Raw genomic sequence first — 16,378 nt, 5'->3', positions numbered from 1 at the left:
GTGTAAGTCCGGTTCGGAGGGGAGTTCTCGGAAACCTGCCATAGCGATATGGCAAGGCGCTGGGTTCTTACCCTACTGCTCACCAGCTTGGCCCCCATACCCGTGGCTACGCTCTCCAACCGTGAAATTGGCAGTATGGGCCAGAACTATATCAAGTCCCTGTTTGCTGTCGGTTTCCAAGGTCTGCTGATCCTTGTGTGCGTGGCCATCTATGCGGTGCTGGTACAGGGTATTGCCACTAGCGGCGATCCCATCGGGGCGATCTGGAGCTGCATCGGCTATACGGTGCTGCTGTGCTTCACCCTGTTCAAAACTGGCTCGGTGGCAAAGAGCATATTCGGCGCGCATTAAGAAAGGACAACGCCATGAACAAAACCACTTTGGAAAACAAGGGGTACCCCGCAAAGTCGGCAGACTTTGTGGGGAGAGGAGGCGCAACGGAGCGGGCGGATTTCGGGACAAATTGTCCCGAAGTAGCAGAGCGGAGTTTGTGCCGACGAGTCCCAAAGGCCCCGGATGGCCGGGTGTTGGAGCCCAGCGGCCTGTTCCTTATGGACGGGATCGAGGGCTTGCGCTCCTTGCCCCGTCATTCGGTGGATATGCTTTTGACCGATCCCCCATACGGCACGACCCGGAACTATTGGGATGTGCCGCTGCCGCTGATCGAGTTTTGGGAGGCGGTGCGCTGGGCGGTCAAGCCGGACGGCGCGGTGCTGCTGTTTTCCCAATGCCCCTATGATAAGGTGCTGGGGGCATCCAACCTTGCCATGCTCCGCTATGAGTGGATATGGTACAAAGAGCGCGGAACAGGCTTTCTCAATGCCAACCGCGCCCCGCTGAAAAAGTCCGAGAACATTTTGGTGTTCTACCAAAAGCCCCCGGTATATAATCCGCAGTTCACCTATGGGGAGCCGTACCGCAAAACCCATGCCCGAAGCGGGAGCAGTCCCAACTATGGCAAGTTTGAACGGGTCGGCACCGAGTCCAGCGATGGGCGACGCTATCCCAGCAACGTCCTTTTTGTGCCTACGGTGTCGCACACGATCCACCCCACACAAAAGCCTGTGGAGCTGTGCGAGTACCTCATTCAGACCTATACCAACGAGGGCGAGGTGGTGGCTGACATCTGCGCCGGCTCCGGCACAACTGCCGTTGCCGCGCTGAACACAGGCCGCCGCTTCATCTGCTTTGAAAATGCCCCCGTGTTCTACGGCCCCGCCGTGGAACGCATTGAACAGGCGCGGCTGGCCGTGGCCGGGGGCGGGAAAGGAGTGTGACAATATCGGAGGATATTCCATCATCTATGCCGATCCCCCTTGGCAGTACCAGCGGAGCAAGGTACAGGGGGCGGCTGAAAACCATTACCCCACCATGAGCATAGACGAGTTATGTGCGCTGCCTGTGGCCGAGATTGCGGCCCCGGACAGCGCACTTTTCATGTGGGCAACATTCCCGCAGCTCCCGGAGGCCCTGCGGCTCATTAAGGCGTGGGGCTTCAACTATAAATCCGTGGCCTTTGTGTGGCTGAAAAAGAACAAGAAGGCCGATAGCTGGTTTTATGGGCTGGGTTTCTGGACGCGGGGCAACGCGGAGATCTGTCTGCTTGCCACACGGGGCCACCCCAAACGGCAGGCCGCCGATGTCCACCAGTTTATCATTTCTCCCATCGAGGCCCATAGCAAAAAGCCGGACGAAACGAGGGACAAAATTATTTCCCTCATGGGCGATCTGCCCCGTGTGGAGCTGTTCGCCCGTCAGACCCCGCCCGGCTGGGATGTATGGGGCAACGAGGTGGAGCCGACAATCCGGGACTTCGGGACAATTTGTCCCAAGGAAGGAGTGTGACGGATGCCCTATGTAAATGTCCCCAACGACCTATCCAAAATCAAAACGAAAATCGCCTTTAACCTCACCAAACGCCAGCTTGTCTGTTTCGGCATCGGCGCGGCGGTGGGCGTCCCGGCCTATCTGCTCTCCCGTGGTGCCATCGGCAACACCGGGGCGCTGTTCGTCATGCTGGTGATCATGCTCCCGGCCTTTATGATGGCCATGTATGAAAAAGACGGGCTGCCCTTTGAAAAGGTGCTGCGAAACATCCTCAACACCCGGTTTCTGCGGCCCGGTGTGAGGCCCTACAAGACGCAGAACATCTATGCGTCATTCACAGGAAAGGAGGAGCCTATTGCAGAAAACAAAAAGTAAAAGCAAGCCAAAGGCAAGTAAGCGCCGGGCCGTGGTGTCTGCCCAGCAGACGATCCCCTATGTGGCGATGCACCCGGACGGCATCTGTCAGCTCCCCGGCGGGCTTTACACGAAAACGGTGGAATATGAGGACATCAATTATGCCGTTGCGTCCACCGAGGATCAGACTGCTATCTTTGGCGGCTGGAGCTCATTCCTCAATTACTTTGACAGTTCCTTGCCGTTCCAGCTTTCTTTCGTCAATCGGCGTTCCCGGTCTACCCACCGTTACAAGGTGAATATCCCGGCCCAGCAGGATGCGTTCAACAGCATCCGGGGCGAGTTCGTGGATATGCTCAAAGGCCAGATTGCCAAAAGCAACAACGGCATTGAACGCTCCAAATACATCACCTTTGGTCTGCCCGCTGGCAGCGTGGCCGAGGCCCGGCCCCGTCTGGATCGTGTAGAGGCCGATGTGATGGGCAACTTCAAGCGGCTGGGGGTACAGTCCCGGCCCCTCGATGGCCGGGATCGGCTGGCCGCCTTGCATGGGCAGCTCCACCCCGGCAGTCGGGAGCCTTTCCGATTTGCGTGGAAGGATATTCCCAGAACTGGCATGGGTACGAAAGACTTTATTGCCCCGGACAGCTTCGACTTCCGGCAGAGCCGTACATTCCGGGTGGGCCAGTCTTGGGGAGCTGCGTCCTACTTGCAGATTTTGGCGTCGGAAATGTCGGATAAGCTGCTGGCTGAAATCTTGGAGCTGGATGCCGAGCTGACGGTGACGCTCCATGTTCAGACGGTGGATCAGCTCAAGGCCATTAAAACCATCAAGGGTAAAATCTCCGATATTGGACGCATGAAGGCCGAGGAACAGAAAAAGGCTGTCCGGGCCGGGTACGATATGGAGATTTTGCCCCCCGACCTCATTACCTTTTCCAAGGATGCGGCAGAGCTGCTGGCCGATCTGCAATCCCGCAACGAGCGAATGTTCCTTTTGACCTTTACCGTCATCAACCTTGCGCCCAGCCGCCAGCGTTTGGAAAACGATGTATTTACCGTGTCCGGCATCGCGCAGAAATACAACTGCGCTCTGAAAAGACTGGACTGGCAGCAGGAGCAGGGTTTCCTGTCCTCGCTGGTGCTGGGGTACAACGGCATTGAGATCCAGCGCGGTATGACAACCAGCTCCACGGCGATCTTTATTCCCTTTATGACCCGTGAGCTGCGTATGGACGGACAGGCCCTGTACTACGGCATGAACGCCCTTTCCCATAATGTCATCATGGCTGACCGCAAAAAGCTGAAATCGGCCAACGGAATGTACCTCGGCTCCACGGGATCGGGCAAGTCCTTTGCGGCAAAAAGAGAGTTGATCAATGTGTTCCTTGCCACCAGCGACAGGATCGTGGTGGTAGACCCGATGGGCGAATATGCCCCGCTGGTGAGGCGGCTGGGTGGACAGGTCATCGAGATCGCCCCGGACAGCCCCAACCATATCAATCCTATGGACATCCAGCTATCCACCAATGACGAGGACAGCCCCCTGTCCATGAAGGCCGACTTCCTGTTGTCCCTGTGCGAGTTGATCGTGGGCGGCAAGGAGGGCTTGCAGCCCATCGAAAAGACGGTCATTGACCGCTGTGTGCGGCTGGTCTACCGGGAGCTGGCGCTGGGGATCGGTAGCGGGGATATGCCGCTGCTGCAGGACTTGTATGAGGAACTGCTGAAACAGCCGGAGCCGGAGGCCCGGCGTGTGGCAACGGCGCTGGAGCTCTACTGCACAGGCTCCCTCAACCTGTTCAACCACCCCACCAATGTCCAGACGGATGCCCGTGTGGTGTGCATCGTTCTGAAAGGCATGGGCGAAAACCTCCGCAAGATCGCCATGCACATTACAAACGAGTTTGTCACATCGGCTGTCAACACCAACCATGCCGAGGGCCTTGCTACTTGGTGCTACTTTGATGAGTTCCATATTCTGCTCCGCGATCCGCTGACGGCCAGCTACTTTGTGGCCGTGTGGAAGATGCTCCGTAAAAAGGGCTGCGTCCCCTCGGCGCTGACGCAGAATGTGAAGGACTTGCTGGCAAGCCGGGAAATCGAGGCCATTCTGGATAACACCGACTTTATGATCCTGCTGTCACAGGCCCAAAGTGACCGGGCGATCCTCGCAAAGCAGCTCGGCATTTCCGAGCATCAGCTCTCCTATATCACCCATAGCAATTCCGGCGAGGGTTTGCTGTTCTACGGCTCCGTGACCATCCCGTTTGTGGATCGTTTCCCCAAGGGTGAGATTTACAATCTGCTGACCACCCGCCCGGAGGATATGGCCCATGAGCGAAAGGACGAATAAGGGCGGGGCCACTTCGGGACAAAAAGTCCCAAAGTCCCCCAAAAGCAAGTTTAGAGCCAAAAGCCAGCAGGAGCAAACCGCCGAGTCCAAGCTGCGTATGGAAAAGCGCGGCGAACAACTGGATAAGGCCAAGAAAAAGCTGGCAAAGCAGAAACCGCCGAAAAAGTCCGGCCCCGTGAAAAAGGCGGGCCGGGCGGCGGGTGCAACCGTTCATGGGTATGTGCATGGCAAGCTATATGAGGTAGAGCATGAGAATGTCGGCACCGAAAGCGCCCACCGATCCGAGCTGGTCGGTGAGGCCGCCCTGCGCTCCACATCCCGGTATGTAAAAAAGCAAATCCGGGAGCACCCGGCCAAAGCGGTGCAAAAGGCCGAGTCCAGGCACATCAAGGCTACGGCGGATTATCAGTACCGGGCCACGGTGGAGGCCCACCCGGAAATGCAAAAGGGCGGCGCGGTGTCCCGGTATATCCAAAAGCAGAAAATCAAGCGGCAATACGCAAAGCAAGCGCGGGAGGCTGCAAAGCAGACGGCCAAGGCCGCAGAGAAAACGGCGGTCACAACGGAAAAGCTGGCGGCCCGGGCCGTGGCCTTTGTCAAGCGGCATCCTGTGGGGGTGTTGCTGTTCCTTGCCTGTTTTCTGCTGCTGGTGCTCATGCAGTCGTGTATGTCCTCTGCGGTGACGATTGGCAACGGCGTGGTGGGGGCCATCGGCGCGTCCACCTATGCCGCCGAGGATGCCGATCTGCGCGGGGCCGAGGCCGCCTACTGCGGGCTGGAGGCCGAGCTGCAAGACTATCTGGACAGCTACGAAAGCACTCACGATTATGACGAATACCACTTTGAGCTGGATGACATTGAACACGATCCCTATGTGCTGCTGTCTATTATCAGCGCCATACACGAAGGGGCGTGGACGGTGGACGAGGTACAGGGAACGCTGCAAATGCTCTTTGAAAAGCAGTACATTCTGACGGAAACGGTGGTGACGGAGCGCCGCTACTACCTCGAAACGGACACATGGACGGACGAAGAGGGCAACACCCATACCGACACATACCGGGTCTATTACGATTACTACATTTGCACCGTGACGCTGGAAAACTTCAACCTGTCCCATCTGCCCATCTACATTATGGGCGAGGATCAGCTCTCCCGGTACGCCCTGTATATGTCGGCGCTGGGCAACCGTCCAGACCTGTTTCCATCGTCCCCCTATGTGGCAAAGTACACCGCCGATCCCGTGGAGCATGAGATCCCGGAGGCGTATTTGGCCGACGAAACCTTTGCCGCCATTTTGGAGGAGGCCGAGAAATATATCGGCTATCCCTATGTATGGGGTGGGTACAAGCCCAGCACATCCTTTGATTGCTCCGGCTTCGTGTCCTATGTCTACAATCAATGCGGCTGGGACTTTGGGCGGTTGGGGGCGCAGGGGCTGTATAACATCAGCCGCCGCACCAGCTCACCCCGCCCCGGCGATCTGGTGTTCTTCACCGGGACTTATGATACCCCCGGCGTTTCCCATGTGGGTATCTATGTGGGCGATGGCTGGATGCTCCATTGTGGCGATCCCATCGGGTATGCCAATCTCAACACAAGCTACTGGCAGTCTCATTTCTACGCCTACGGGCGGTTATCGTGAAGGAGGTTATCTATGGCAACTACGAAAAGCGCGAAAATCGAAGCCGAGATCGAAAAGGTCAAGGCCAAAATCGCGGAACAGCAGACCAAACTGAAAGAACTGGAACAGCGCAAGGTGGAGGCTGAAAACAGCGAGATCGTGGACATCGTGCGCGGCATGAGCATCCCTCTCGCGGAGCTGCCGCTGGTGCTCCAGCAGCTCCGGGCCGGGAAAACCTTGGGACAAAATGTCCCGAAGTCCGAGGAGGTGGCTGCGGAATGAAAAAGCTGCGTGTTCTTTTACTGACGCTCTGCGTGGCCGTGTTCATGTGCGGCTTTACCGTGACGGCCCATGCCGGGGGCGGTGACGAGTACATCGAGCCTACCGACCAGTGGGAAGGGCTGGAGGAGCCTACCCCCACCACCGAGCCGGGGGTAGGCTTTTCTGACGAGGGCAACCTTGTCACCCGCGATCTGCTCTATGACGAGCACACCAACAAGCAGTTTATCACCGTCCAGACCAGCGGCGGCAATACATTCTATATCGTCATTGACTACGATAAGCCCGTGGACGAGGACGGCGAACAGTACGAAACATACTTTTTCAGCATTGTGGACGAGGCCGATCTGCTGGCTGCTATGGAAGCCGCCGGGATGGAAGTCCCCGCCTGTGCCTGTACGGATAAGTGCATGGCCGGGGCCATCAACACCGATTGCCCCGTATGCGCCACCAACATGACCGAGTGCGTGGGCGTGGAGCCCGAGCCGGTGGAGGACACCGAGCCTGTGGACGATCCCGAGCCGGAGCAGCCCGAGGACACAGACGGCAATATGGGTACGATCCTGCTCATTTTGGCGATTGCCGCCGTGGGCGGCGGTGCTGGCTGGTATTTCAAGGTTTACCGCCCCAAGCAGCAGCGGGCCACAGAAGCGGTTGAGGAGGACTACGGGGACGAGCTGGATGCCTTTGACGATCTCGAGGACGATACGCCCCCTTGGGACGAGGACGAGGTATGAGCCGGGAACTGACCCGCGAGGAAAAGAGGGCGATCCGCAAGCTGGTGTTTTCCCTGTGTGCGAACTATGATCGGGAGTATGGGTGCTTACCGCTGGACGGCCCCTGTTATATGCTGGGGAAATGCTGGACGGGAGCCTACTGCCGCTACTTCCGGGATGCCGTTCTGCCCAATGATCCGGTGCTGGAGGCGGCGCTGACCGCCGAAGGCCCGGTCCCGGAAACGCGGCCCTGCCCGATCTGTGGGCGACCTTTCCTCCCGGATGGCCGGACACGGTATTGCTCTGCGGCCTGTTCCGCTACTGCCCTGCGAAAACAGAAGCGGGATTATATGCGTAAAACAAGGCGCTGACCCGTGGAAAATTAGGCCCGAAAAAACCGCCTGTATCAAGGCTTTTCGGGGCCGCTTGTGGGGTGGGGTGTATCATTTCATACCCCACCCCTGTTTTCGCAAAATACTTTCCACTTTTTGAAGGAGGTGTACCGTGGAGAAAAACGCCGGATATGTGATCCGCGAGTCCGTTCTCTTTGACAACAAACGGGGATTTGCCATCGCGGAGCATGGAAACCCCAAAGTCCCGGCTCCCTTTGTCACATGGCAGTTTGCCGAAGAGAACGGGCGGCGGGATTATTATTGGGGCCATTACCACGCAGACGAGGCATCGGCTCAAAAGGATTTCAAGGATCGAGCCGCCGACTACAAGCGGATGTATAAGGTGCAGGAGGTCAAGCCCCGCACGATTGCCCAGCAGATGAAAGAGGCCGCAAAGCTGGCCGAGGCTGACCGGGGCCGCGCTGCCCCGAAAAAGACTACCCCCGACAGGGGCGACAGATAGGAGGATCGCTATGCCCGAAAAGTATGACCCGCTGAAAAGCGCGGAACTCACCACCGAGCAGAACTATAATATGATCGACGGTATTCTGAACAACGGCCCGGCCCCGGTGCTCCCGCCCGAGGAAAAGCCGCTGGATAAGGTGCGGGAGATCCCGCCCAAACGCCGCAGCAGGGAGCGCGAGGAGCGTTGACGAAAAAGCGCCGTCGCTGCGTCCATCTCAATGTCATGGTAACGCCCGAGGAGCAGGAGCTGATCTATGAGCGCATGGCCGAGGCGGGTATTCAAAATATGGGAGCATATATGCGGAAAATGGCCCTCAATGGGTATGTGCTCCATGTTGATCTTGCGGATGTGCGGGAGCTGGTGTCCTTGCAGCGGCGGTGTGCAAACAACCTCAACCAAGTGGCGATCCATGCCAATACCTACGGCATCTACCCCTCGGAGATCGCTGCGCTGCAAAAGGACTATGCAGACCTGTGGGGGCCGCTGTCCGTTCTGATTAAAAAGCTGTCGGAGGTGGTGGAGCTATAACAAAACGCGGGGAGCACAGGTTTATACCTTGCTCCCCGCATTATTCTGTTTCATCGGGCAAATATGCGATTATGTCGTCAAGCTCACAATCAAGTATTCTGCAAAGGGCATCCAGCGTGTTGGTAGAAACGGATTCATTCGCTTTCAGCCTACGCACCGTGGAGCTACTGATCTCCCCTTTGACCTGCAAAGTGTATGTGGTTGCATTTTTGCGCTTCATAGTTTCCCACAATGGGGCGTATGAGATCATCCGGCCTACCTCCTTTCACGCTTGCTTATATAAACATTATTGCCTATAATTGACCTAAAGCGTGATAGGCAATATTGCCCATACCAAGGCGGGGCAATTTCAGAAAAGAGGTTTGGATAATGGGAGAGAAAACTTGTTGTGTAACAGGCCATCGTGATGTGCCAGTCGGCAAGGAGCAGTATGTGGAAGAAGCACTACGGAAAGAAGTGCTGGCTGCGATTGCAGCGGGATATACCCGTTTTATCTCCGGGTTTGCCGATGGTGTTGATCTCACTTTTGCCGCCATAGTTGCAGCGGAAAAGAAACAAAATAGCTGTTTGCAGTTGGAGGCCGCGCTCCCATATCGAAACCGTATCAATGCTAAATCTCCCTTGTTTCAAGAATTGCTTGCTTGTTGTGATCGCGTGTATGTTCAGTCTGAAAAATCCAATCGCCAATGCTACCATGAACGCAACCGCTACATGGTACTTTCCTCGGATCGGGTAATTGCCGTTTATGACGGGAGATCCACGGGCGGCACTTTTTACACCATTCGTTTTGCACAGGCAAACGAAAAGGAAATTCGCATCATTGAGATATAATCCTTGGGACATTTTGTCCCAAAGTAGCCCGGCCATCGACATCCTTGTTTGCTTATATGGGCGGAGTTATAATATTGGTAGGAGGAAACCCATCAACTTTTACAGGAGGTAGCCGCTTATGATCGTTCTGAAAATCCTTGCCGCCCCCTTTGTGGTGGTGCTCACCGTTCTGGCCGCCGTGGTGTCTTTTCTGTTCTGTATGGCAACTGCGGTTTTCGTTGTGGCCTGTGTGGTGCTGACCCTGCTTGCCGTGGCCCTGTTCATCAGCGGCCAGACGCTGGGCGGGATCGTGTTCCTTGTCCTTGCGTTTCTGATCTCTCCCTATGGCATCCCGGCCATCGCGGAGTGGCTGGTGGATAAGCTGCACAATCTCAACTTTGCTCTGCGGGGCTTCATCACAGGCTGATACTTCGGGACAATTTGTCCCAAGGTAGCATGACGGCGGCTGAACACAGCCGCCGTTTTTCTTACAGGAAGGAGGGCTGCCTACGGCAACGACCTATCTCAAAAAGCACAAAATCAGCAAGGGAGAAACTATCGCGCAATCGCTGAAGGATCGGTTTGAATACGGACAAAACCCGGATAAGACGCAGGGTGGCGAGTTGATTTCTTCCTATGCCTGCGACCACATGACCGCCGATGCGGAGTTCCTGTTAAGCAAGGCAAAGTACCGGGCTGTCACGGGCCGGGAGCAGCGCCGGGATGCCGATGTGCTGTGCTATCAGATCCGGCAGGCGTTCAAGCCCGGAGAGATTACCCCGGAGGAGGCCAATCGCATCGGCTACGAAACGGCGATGCGCTGGACGAAGGGCAAGTACGCCTTTTTCGTTGCCACCCACACAGACCGCCAGCATATCCATAACCATATTTACTACAATTCTACTTCGCTGGATTGTACCCGGAAGTTCCGGGATTTCATCGGCTCGGCCCGCGCTGTGCGGCGGCTCTCGGATCGGGTGTGTCTGGAAAATGACCTGTCCGTGATCCTCAATCCCAAGCTACATAGCAAGGGCCGCTTTCTTCACTATGGGGCATGGCTGGGAGCCGAGCGCCAGCCCTCTTATAAAGAAAGGCTGCGCCTTGCCATCAACGATGCTCTCGCAAAAGGCCCCGCCGATTTTGCCGACTTTCTGCGGCTCATGGCGGAGTCCGGGTATGCGGTCAAGCATGGGCGCGGCGGTGTGATCTCGTTCCTTGTTCCCGGACAGGAACGGGCAACGCGGCTCCGGGCATCCACCCTTGGGGAAGGTTACGATCCCGAGAACATTCGAGCCGTGATTGCCGGGAAACGACCCGTCCCGCATATCCACGATGCGGCGGCTCCCACGCCCAGGCGTGTCAATCTCATTGTGGATATACAGGAGCGTCTGCGCTCCGGCAAAGGCCCGGCCTATGAACGGTGGGCCAAGGTGTATAACCTCAAACAGATGGCAGCAGCCCTCATGTTTTTGCAGGAGCACCAGCTCACCGAGTATGACCAGCTCGCTGCGCAAGCTGACGGAACGGCCCAGCGGTTTCATGCGCTGGCCGGGGAACTGCGTCAGACCGAGGCTGACCTCGCCAAAACCTCCGCGCTGATGGAGGCTGTGGTGCAGTACGCCAAGTCCCGGCCTGTGTTCGAGGGGTACAAGGCGGCCCGGTACAGCAAGAAATATCTGGCCGAGCATGGCCCGGAGCTGGCCGACTACCGGGCAGCGAAGGCGGCACTCAATGAGCTGCTGGACGGTGAAAAGCTCCCGAAGATGGACGCGCTAAAAGAAAAACGCCGCAAACTTGCAGCGCGAAAAAAAGCCCTCTATGCCGAGTACCGGGCGGCCCAGCAGGAAATGCGGGAGGCCGTGGCGGTCAAGGCGAATATCGATCATCTGCTCGGCCTGTCGGACGAGCGCAAAAATAAGGAACAGGAGCGATAAGCAACGGTGACGCAGACAACAGACTTCGGGACAACTTGTCCCAAAGTGCCGGGTTTGGGGAGGCTCCCCAACAAGCGTTTTTGCAGCCCCCACGGGATGCAAAAATAGCAAGTGTGGCTACACTTGCCCTGCTTGCCATTTGTGCGCTCCTCTCAAAATAGCGCAAAAAAACGTCTTGACCGATTCGGTTATTTATGTTACACTGTATACAAATAACCGATTCGGTTATTTGTAGGAGCAGAATAGTAATGGAAAAATTTTTAGCGCTTTCACAGGAGAAACAGGCAACAATCCGTAATGCGGCGCTTGCCTGTTTCGCAAGACATGGATATGAAAAAACGTCAATCAATGATATTGCGGTAGCGGCAGGTATCTCAAAGGCGTCTATATTCCAGTATTTTGGAAATAAGCAGACACTTTACCAGTATTTATTTGATTACTGCGCTGCCCAAATGAAGCAAGCCTATAACACGAGTGCATTGGAGGAAACTACGGATTTCTTTGACCGTGTATGGGAAGCCAGCGTTATGAAAGTGGAAATCTTAAAAAAGCACCCGCATATTGCGTCGTTTATTGCAAGTGTGGCAGTGGAACCAACGCCTGAATTGAAAAGTGCCATATTTTCAGAAGCAAATGAAAAATATATCGCATCGCTTGTTCTGCATGAGCGGGATTATAAAAAATTCAGACACCCGGAGGATGCAGAATTAGTGTTTCAGATGCTTATGATGCTTGCAAAGGGTATGTCCGTTCAGTTGGAAAGTGGAGTGGATTATGACAGCATGATGAAAGAGTTTCGAAACATCCTAGATATGTTGAAACACAACTTTTACAAGGAGGAATATTTGCCATGAGCAAGCCGGTAATTGTCCTAAACGAACTTACAAAAAGCTATGGAAAACATCGAGGAATTGAAAACATTAGCTTTACTGTTGAACAAGGCGAGGTTTTCGGCTTTATTGGCCCCAATGGAGCAGGAAAATCTACCACAATCCGTACTCTAATGGGCCTGCTGAAACCCTCCAACGGAGGAGCCTCTATCTTTGGGTTAGATTGTAGTCGGGAGCCCGCCCGTATCGCAAAGGATGTGGGGTATCTTCCCAGCGAAAACTGTTACTACAACAATATGAAAGTAAAAGAAATGCTTTTCTACACAGCAGAACTCTATGGTGTGAATGCCCACAGCCGGATGGAAGAATTAGCGGAGCGGTTGAATTTAGACTTATCCAGGCGAATTGGCGATTTGTCTTTAGGGAACAAGAAAAAAGTTGGCATTGTGTCGGCTCTGTTACCCTCTCCGAAGTTGCTGATTATGGACGAGCCTACCAGTGGCCTTGACCCGCTCATCCAGCAGGCTTTCTATGATATTCTGAAAGAAGAAAACAAACGAGGTGTGACCATTTTTCTGTCCTCCCACGTTTTGAGTGAGGTGCAAAGACTTTGTGACCGTGTAGCCATTCTGCGGGAGGGGAAGCTGATCAGTGTTCAATCCATGAAGGAACTGCGGGAAAACGGATACAAGAAAATCTCGCTGACAGCAAAAAGCGCCATTCCAGAGGATTTCTTTTCTATTCCCGGTACAGCTAATTTGGAATGGAACAAAAGCAAAACTTCTGCATCCTTTATGTTCAGCGGAACAGTTATGATGATCATGAAACAGCTCTATCAACTGGAGCTGGAGGATATTTTGATTGAGGAACCGTCGTTGGAAGAAATATTCCTCCACTACTATGAATAGGAGGCCAGTCATGCAGATTTTTCGATTTGAATGGAAACGGTCGCAAAAATATATTCTGATTTGGGCCGCCGCTCTTGCGGTAGGTATTTTTTTCATGACGCCGGTTTACTACGGTATGATGGAAACAGCGGGGACACTGCCGACAGGATTTGCACAGGGAGGCTATTTTGAAACCGTTGGCATTTCTCTGGAGCTTCTTACAAAGCCTATGGGAATGTATTCCTTTCTTACGGGATTCTTCATAATTGCTGGCGGCATTTTTGGGATGCACCTGGGTCTGTCCTTGCATACCAAAGAGTGTACAGAAAACACAGCGGAATATTTATATACGAAACCTTGTGGGCGGCAAGTAATCTACAAAGGGAAACTATTGTGTGCCCTCGCCGGGGTATGTGTGACAGGTATTTTTTATATGATGGCGTCTTTTTTTACAATGACGCTGTTTCGTCCCGGATTCCCCCCAAGAGAATTTTTGCTGGTAGCTGGCTCTTTTGTCCTGCTTACTCTCTTTTTTGCATTGATGGGGACAATGGCAGGAGTATTCCGGCCCAATAACCGCTCTCCTCTTCTGACATCTGGACTGGTCGTATTTATGGAATACTGCATTACCTCTTTTTCGAGGACTGTCGGTATTCGGGCCATTGGCTTTTTATCGCCGTTTTCTTTTTTCAGTCCAGCGGAAATCCACAATGCTGGAACTTATTCATGGGACTATATGCTCTGGTATCTGCTCCTGCTGTTTGGGTTTGCGCTGCTGGCATACTGGAAAATCTTGAAGCGGGATATTGCGTTGGCTGTGTAAAGGAGGAAACAAATGAAGGCGTTGGTGAAAAATGAGCTACGCTTAACAAGAAAAATGTTGCTGATCTGGATGGGAATTGTCTTGATTTTGTGTGGCTTCGCTTACTTTGAATATTTGTCACTGAAGGACAGCCTTAATGAGCTGACGGGACTAATATCGGATTTCCCAAAAATTCTGAAAGCCATGTTTGGTGTGAGCGGTGATCTGACTTCTGCTTTGGGCTGGTATGGCTGTATGTATTATTGGGTCACGATGCTAACCAACAGCTATGCGGTCTATCTCGGTGTTTCGTGTGTAGCGAAAGAACAGGCGCAGGGAACGGCAGAATATCTATTTACAAAACCAGTGGGTCGCAACAAGGTTGTCTGTGCCAAAGCAGTTGCCTGTGTATGTAATTTGCTTGCACTTGCGGTATTCAGCGGGTTATGTAATTATTTTACCGCCATTTTACCGCTAGGCGGTTTAGAGCAAAGAAACGCTGCTTTTACCACCACATTGGGCCTGTTTTTGACAGGGTTGACTTTGTTTGCAATCACGCTTCTGGCCTCCAGCCTGACGAGAACCTATAAAGGGGCTGTTCGGATAGGCGCGGGAATATTATTGCTCTTTTATGGCATCAGCATCACCGCCGAATATCTTGAAGCTCCAATGCTGTACTGCTTAACGCCATTAAAATTCTTCGATGTTTACACAGTGGCAATAAGTGGAATACAGTTTTCGTTCTTCCTATTGGCTATGATAATTGCGATTGGTTCTGTTATCACAGCTCAAAAAGTTTGGACGCTCAGGGAAATTTGAAATGAACGATATGGATAGCTTCGAGTGGCTGCTATGTCCTGTCTGTAACAGTAAAACTCGTATCAAGCTGCGGTTAGATACTGAGCTGAAAAACTTTCCTTTGTTTTGTCCTAAATGCAAACAAGAAACTTTAATCAGCGTAGAAAAATTTAAGATTTTAGTTATCACAGAGCCAGACGCACAGACGCAGAGCCGATAACCCGTTAGCCCTCAGGCGCGGATTATCGGCTCTTTTGTTTTCGGCGGCTGTCAATTAAAGCCGCCGCGTTATACGACGACTTTATGAGGAACACGGCGGTTTCCGAGGAGGGATCGTCGTGTTCATTTTGCTTTTTCATAGTACGCATGATCTTCACCAGCTAAAAAAAGCGTAGCTCCCCCTCCGGGCAAGTCCGGCATTGGACGCGAAATTTGCTAGTACATTAAGAATAATGTCATTTCACGCGCTTGTGTGGCATCACGCCATGCGAGCGCGTTTTTCTATACCCACCTTGGGACAAGTTGTCCCGAGGTAGGCAGGGGCGGCCCCGGCTGCCGATCCCCGCCATCCCCCGTTCAGATCGTCCACCCACAACAAAAATCTGAACGGAGGAAAATATAATGACTACTATCAATCTGAAGGACTTTTACTCTTGGCACACCCATGATGAATATATCGAAGTTTCCGATGAAGTGGCCGCCGAGCTGCGGGCCGACAAGCTGTATGAGGCTGCCTACCAGCGGCGGATAATCCGCAATAAGGCACAGTATTCCCTCGACTGTGATGATGGGATCGAATACTCTGCCTGCCTTTCCGAGCCGACCCCGCAGGAGCTGCTGGAGCGCATGGAGCGTTTCTGCGATCTGTGGAACGCGCTGAACACTTTGCCCGAAACGCAGGGGCTTCGCATTGATGCCTGTATCATTGAAGGCAAGAGCATGACTGAGGTTGCCGAGGCCGATGGCGTAAGCGTGGCCGCCGTACATAAATCTATCCAGCAGGGTTTGAAGTCCATGAAAAAATATTTGCAAAATGTTTGATGTAGGGGGTTAAAAAACATCTTCCAAATGTCCTTGGTATATGAGAGGAGTTGATCCTCTCCACAACTGAATAGCGGCGGCTCCGGGCATAGTGCGAGGAGCCGGGCGGCGGGTGCGCCAGGACTTCTCCAACACGGAGGACGAGCGATCCACACCAACGCCGCAAGTGGGGACTTGCCACCCCACGGCCACGATCCGCGAGTGGACAGGCTGGCAGCCTGTCCCCCGGAGCTGCCGCACCACCCCAGCAAGGAGCGTCGCGCCGAGTATAGCTGTCTTATGACGGGCCAAGAAAATGAGCGCGGCGCTCCTTATTCTAACTTCGAGACAAATTGTCCCAATGTGGAGAAAGGCAAAAGGGCGACACCCAATCGCGGGTGCCGCCTTTTCGTGTTTCCCCAACAGACAACGGGGATCAATCAGTTCTACGCCATTTGTGAAGGAGGTCATCTATGGAGCGCACAAGAGAATTAACCACTTTCGCCATTGACGGTTATCAAATATCCGCTACCTTTGCCGATAGCAGAAACACAACGGCCCTCGGCCATGTGAAACAGATTTTGCTATCCTCTTTTGCCAACAATGCCGCCAAGCATACCCACGGCGACATCCTTGCAATCCACCCCAATCGGAGCGATAATAATAGTGGGGGTAGCCCCTATGTACCTTGAAAAGTTCATATCTCCCGCGTATTGATTCGCTCTTTTGGTTTGCCCTTATGACAAATGAAAGGA

Annotated in this window: 22 protein-coding genes and 1 pseudogene; 22 read left to right on the top strand and 1 reads right to left on the bottom strand. The window is 53.9% G+C overall.

From position 1 onward, the window contains the following. Positions 1 to 75 precede the first annotated feature (75 nt). The 12 genes and pseudogenes from B5F54_RS14195 to B5F54_RS14140 all read left to right on the top strand — a co-directional run. Positions 76 to 351 (top strand): annotated as a pseudogene (locus B5F54_RS14195) (VirB6/TrbL-like conjugal transfer protein, CD1112 family); the annotation flags it as partial. A gap of 200 nt (positions 352 to 551) precedes the next feature. Next, positions 552 to 1,277 carry a DNA-methyltransferase gene (locus B5F54_RS14190; protein ID WP_076918095.1) on the top strand — a complete coding sequence of 242 codons (726 nt, stop codon included), beginning with the start codon at positions 552 to 554 and terminating at the stop codon, positions 1,275 to 1,277. Between the two features lie 19 nt (positions 1,278 to 1,296). Next, positions 1,297 to 1,845, top strand: coding sequence for an MT-A70 family methyltransferase (locus B5F54_RS14185; protein ID WP_430408022.1), 549 nt, complete (start codon positions 1,297 to 1,299; stop codon positions 1,843 to 1,845). A gap of 3 nt (positions 1,846 to 1,848) precedes the next feature. Further along, positions 1,849 to 2,202 carry a PrgI family protein gene (locus B5F54_RS14180; protein ID WP_015544973.1) on the top strand — a complete coding sequence of 118 codons (354 nt, stop codon included), beginning with the start codon at positions 1,849 to 1,851 and terminating at the stop codon, positions 2,200 to 2,202. Further along, positions 2,153 to 4,537 carry a VirB4-like conjugal transfer ATPase, CD1110 family gene (locus B5F54_RS14175; protein ID WP_407937709.1) on the top strand — a complete coding sequence of 795 codons (2,385 nt, stop codon included), beginning with the start codon at positions 2,153 to 2,155 and terminating at the stop codon, positions 4,535 to 4,537. Before B5F54_RS14180 ends, B5F54_RS14175 begins: the two co-directional genes overlap by 50 nt. Then, positions 4,518 to 6,182, top strand: coding sequence for a C40 family peptidase (locus B5F54_RS14170; RefSeq protein WP_015574144.1), 1,665 nt, complete (start codon positions 4,518 to 4,520; stop codon positions 6,180 to 6,182). The genes B5F54_RS14175 and B5F54_RS14170 overlap by 20 nt, the downstream gene beginning before the upstream one ends. 12 nt (positions 6,183 to 6,194) lie before the next feature. Further along, the gene (locus B5F54_RS14165) at positions 6,195 to 6,443 is read left to right on the top strand and encodes a DUF4315 family protein (protein WP_015574143.1); all 249 of its coding nucleotides are present in this window, start codon (positions 6,195 to 6,197) and stop codon (positions 6,441 to 6,443) included. Further along, positions 6,440 to 7,177 carry a DUF4366 domain-containing protein gene (locus B5F54_RS14160; protein ID WP_015574142.1) on the top strand — a complete coding sequence of 246 codons (738 nt, stop codon included), beginning with the start codon at positions 6,440 to 6,442 and terminating at the stop codon, positions 7,175 to 7,177. The genes B5F54_RS14165 and B5F54_RS14160 overlap by 4 nt, the downstream gene beginning before the upstream one ends. After that, positions 7,174 to 7,527: a cysteine-rich VLP domain-containing protein gene (locus tag B5F54_RS14155; protein ID WP_015544972.1), complete on the top strand. Its 354-nt coding sequence runs from the start codon at positions 7,174 to 7,176 to the stop codon at positions 7,525 to 7,527. Before B5F54_RS14160 ends, B5F54_RS14155 begins: the two co-directional genes overlap by 4 nt. A 133-nt stretch (positions 7,528 to 7,660) precedes the next feature. Further along, positions 7,661 to 8,011, top strand: coding sequence for a hypothetical protein (locus tag B5F54_RS14150; protein WP_022131682.1), 351 nt, complete (start codon positions 7,661 to 7,663; stop codon positions 8,009 to 8,011). Positions 8,012 to 8,021: 10 nt separating this feature from the next. Beyond that, positions 8,022 to 8,201 carry a DUF4316 domain-containing protein gene (locus B5F54_RS14145; protein ID WP_015544971.1) on the top strand — a complete coding sequence of 60 codons (180 nt, stop codon included), beginning with the start codon at positions 8,022 to 8,024 and terminating at the stop codon, positions 8,199 to 8,201. Then, positions 8,198 to 8,542, top strand: coding sequence for a plasmid mobilization protein (locus B5F54_RS14140; protein ID WP_022131683.1), 345 nt, complete (start codon positions 8,198 to 8,200; stop codon positions 8,540 to 8,542). The genes B5F54_RS14145 and B5F54_RS14140 overlap by 4 nt, the downstream gene beginning before the upstream one ends. Before the next feature lie 40 nt (positions 8,543 to 8,582). Here the strand turns inward: B5F54_RS14140 and B5F54_RS14135 are convergent, their stop codons facing one another. Further along, the gene (locus B5F54_RS14135) at positions 8,583 to 8,792 is read right to left on the bottom strand and encodes a helix-turn-helix domain-containing protein (RefSeq protein WP_015544970.1); all 210 of its coding nucleotides are present in this window, start codon (positions 8,790 to 8,792) and stop codon (positions 8,583 to 8,585) included. A gap of 119 nt (positions 8,793 to 8,911) precedes the next feature. Here B5F54_RS14135 and B5F54_RS14130 point away from each other — a divergent pair, with 119 nt between their 5' ends. The 10 genes from B5F54_RS14130 to B5F54_RS14080 all read left to right on the top strand — a co-directional run bounded on the left by B5F54_RS14130 (position 8,912) and on the right by B5F54_RS14080 (position 16,315). Further along, a complete protein-coding gene (locus B5F54_RS14130) occupies positions 8,912 to 9,373 on the top strand; it encodes an SLOG family protein (RefSeq protein WP_015574141.1) in 462 nt (153 codons plus the stop codon). A 118-nt stretch (positions 9,374 to 9,491) separates the two neighbouring features. Next, positions 9,492 to 9,779: a CD1845 family protein gene (locus B5F54_RS14125; RefSeq protein WP_015544968.1), complete on the top strand. Its 288-nt coding sequence runs from the start codon at positions 9,492 to 9,494 to the stop codon at positions 9,777 to 9,779. Positions 9,780 to 9,921: 142 nt separating this feature from the next. Continuing rightward, on the top strand, positions 9,922 to 11,286 hold the full coding sequence (locus tag B5F54_RS14120; protein ID WP_071429069.1) for a relaxase/mobilization nuclease domain-containing protein: 1,365 nt from the start codon (positions 9,922 to 9,924) through the stop codon (positions 11,284 to 11,286). 248 nt (positions 11,287 to 11,534) lie between these two features. Beyond that, positions 11,535 to 12,140 (top strand): TetR/AcrR family transcriptional regulator, encoded by a 606-nt coding sequence (locus B5F54_RS14115; RefSeq protein WP_015574140.1) that lies wholly within the window; start codon positions 11,535 to 11,537, stop codon positions 12,138 to 12,140. After that, entirely contained in the window at positions 12,137 to 13,024 is an 888-nt protein-coding gene (locus B5F54_RS14110) for an ABC transporter ATP-binding protein (protein ID WP_087234890.1), read from the top strand. Before B5F54_RS14115 ends, B5F54_RS14110 begins: the two co-directional genes overlap by 4 nt. A 10-nt stretch (positions 13,025 to 13,034) precedes the next feature. Further along, positions 13,035 to 13,826, top strand: a complete 792-nt coding sequence (locus B5F54_RS14105) for an ABC transporter permease subunit (protein WP_087234889.1) — start codon at positions 13,035 to 13,037, stop codon at positions 13,824 to 13,826. Between the two features lie 12 nt (positions 13,827 to 13,838). Continuing rightward, the gene (locus B5F54_RS14100; protein WP_087234888.1) at positions 13,839 to 14,624 is read left to right on the top strand and encodes an ABC transporter permease subunit; all 786 of its coding nucleotides are present in this window, start codon (positions 13,839 to 13,841) and stop codon (positions 14,622 to 14,624) included. A 10-nt stretch (positions 14,625 to 14,634) separates the two neighbouring features. Then, the gene (locus B5F54_RS14095) at positions 14,635 to 14,823 is read left to right on the top strand and encodes a cysteine-rich KTR domain-containing protein (RefSeq protein WP_117508171.1); all 189 of its coding nucleotides are present in this window, start codon (positions 14,635 to 14,637) and stop codon (positions 14,821 to 14,823) included. 401 nt (positions 14,824 to 15,224) lie between these two features. Then, the gene (locus B5F54_RS14090; protein WP_015574136.1) at positions 15,225 to 15,644 is read left to right on the top strand and encodes a sigma-70 family RNA polymerase sigma factor; all 420 of its coding nucleotides are present in this window, start codon (positions 15,225 to 15,227) and stop codon (positions 15,642 to 15,644) included. 452 nt (positions 15,645 to 16,096) lie between these two features. Then, positions 16,097 to 16,315: a hypothetical protein gene (locus tag B5F54_RS14080; RefSeq protein WP_015574135.1), complete on the top strand. Its 219-nt coding sequence runs from the start codon at positions 16,097 to 16,099 to the stop codon at positions 16,313 to 16,315. Positions 16,316 to 16,378: the final 63 nt, after the last annotated feature.

The organism is Anaeromassilibacillus sp. An250 (assembly GCF_002159845.1).
Taxonomy (GTDB): domain Bacteria; phylum Bacillota; class Clostridia; order Oscillospirales; family Acutalibacteraceae; genus Anaeromassilibacillus; species Anaeromassilibacillus stercoravium.
The sequence above is the reverse complement of the archived record's forward strand: the minus strand, read 5'-3'. Positions and strand labels throughout refer to the sequence as shown.

Coding starts and splice junctions, on each gene's coding strand:
- B5F54_RS14115 (WP_015574140.1), top strand. CDS start 11,535: ATGGAAAAATTTTTAGCGCTTTCACAGGAGAAACAGGCAACAATCCGT.
- B5F54_RS14170 (WP_015574144.1), top strand. CDS start 4,518: ATGAGCGAAAGGACGAATAAGGGCGGGGCCACTTCGGGACAAAAAGTC.
- B5F54_RS14130 (WP_015574141.1), top strand. CDS start 8,912: ATGGGAGAGAAAACTTGTTGTGTAACAGGCCATCGTGATGTGCCAGTC.
- B5F54_RS14110 (WP_087234890.1), top strand. CDS start 12,137: ATGAGCAAGCCGGTAATTGTCCTAAACGAACTTACAAAAAGCTATGGA.
- B5F54_RS14090 (WP_015574136.1), top strand. CDS start 15,225: ATGACTACTATCAATCTGAAGGACTTTTACTCTTGGCACACCCATGAT.
- B5F54_RS14105 (WP_087234889.1), top strand. CDS start 13,035: ATGCAGATTTTTCGATTTGAATGGAAACGGTCGCAAAAATATATTCTG.
- B5F54_RS14175 (WP_407937709.1), top strand. CDS start 2,153: ATGCGTCATTCACAGGAAAGGAGGAGCCTATTGCAGAAAACAAAAAGT.
- B5F54_RS14080 (WP_015574135.1), top strand. CDS start 16,097: ATGGAGCGCACAAGAGAATTAACCACTTTCGCCATTGACGGTTATCAA.
- B5F54_RS14100 (WP_087234888.1), top strand. CDS start 13,839: ATGAAGGCGTTGGTGAAAAATGAGCTACGCTTAACAAGAAAAATGTTG.
- B5F54_RS14180 (WP_015544973.1), top strand. CDS start 1,849: ATGCCCTATGTAAATGTCCCCAACGACCTATCCAAAATCAAAACGAAA.
- B5F54_RS14155 (WP_015544972.1), top strand. CDS start 7,174: ATGAGCCGGGAACTGACCCGCGAGGAAAAGAGGGCGATCCGCAAGCTG.
- B5F54_RS14095 (WP_117508171.1), top strand. CDS start 14,635: ATGGATAGCTTCGAGTGGCTGCTATGTCCTGTCTGTAACAGTAAAACT.
- B5F54_RS14160 (WP_015574142.1), top strand. CDS start 6,440: ATGAAAAAGCTGCGTGTTCTTTTACTGACGCTCTGCGTGGCCGTGTTC.
- B5F54_RS14145 (WP_015544971.1), top strand. CDS start 8,022: ATGCCCGAAAAGTATGACCCGCTGAAAAGCGCGGAACTCACCACCGAG.
- B5F54_RS14135 (WP_015544970.1), bottom strand. CDS start 8,792: ATGATCTCATACGCCCCATTGTGGGAAACTATGAAGCGCAAAAATGCA.
- B5F54_RS14165 (WP_015574143.1), top strand. CDS start 6,195: ATGGCAACTACGAAAAGCGCGAAAATCGAAGCCGAGATCGAAAAGGTC.
- B5F54_RS14125 (WP_015544968.1), top strand. CDS start 9,492: ATGATCGTTCTGAAAATCCTTGCCGCCCCCTTTGTGGTGGTGCTCACC.
- B5F54_RS14190 (WP_076918095.1), top strand. CDS start 552: ATGGACGGGATCGAGGGCTTGCGCTCCTTGCCCCGTCATTCGGTGGAT.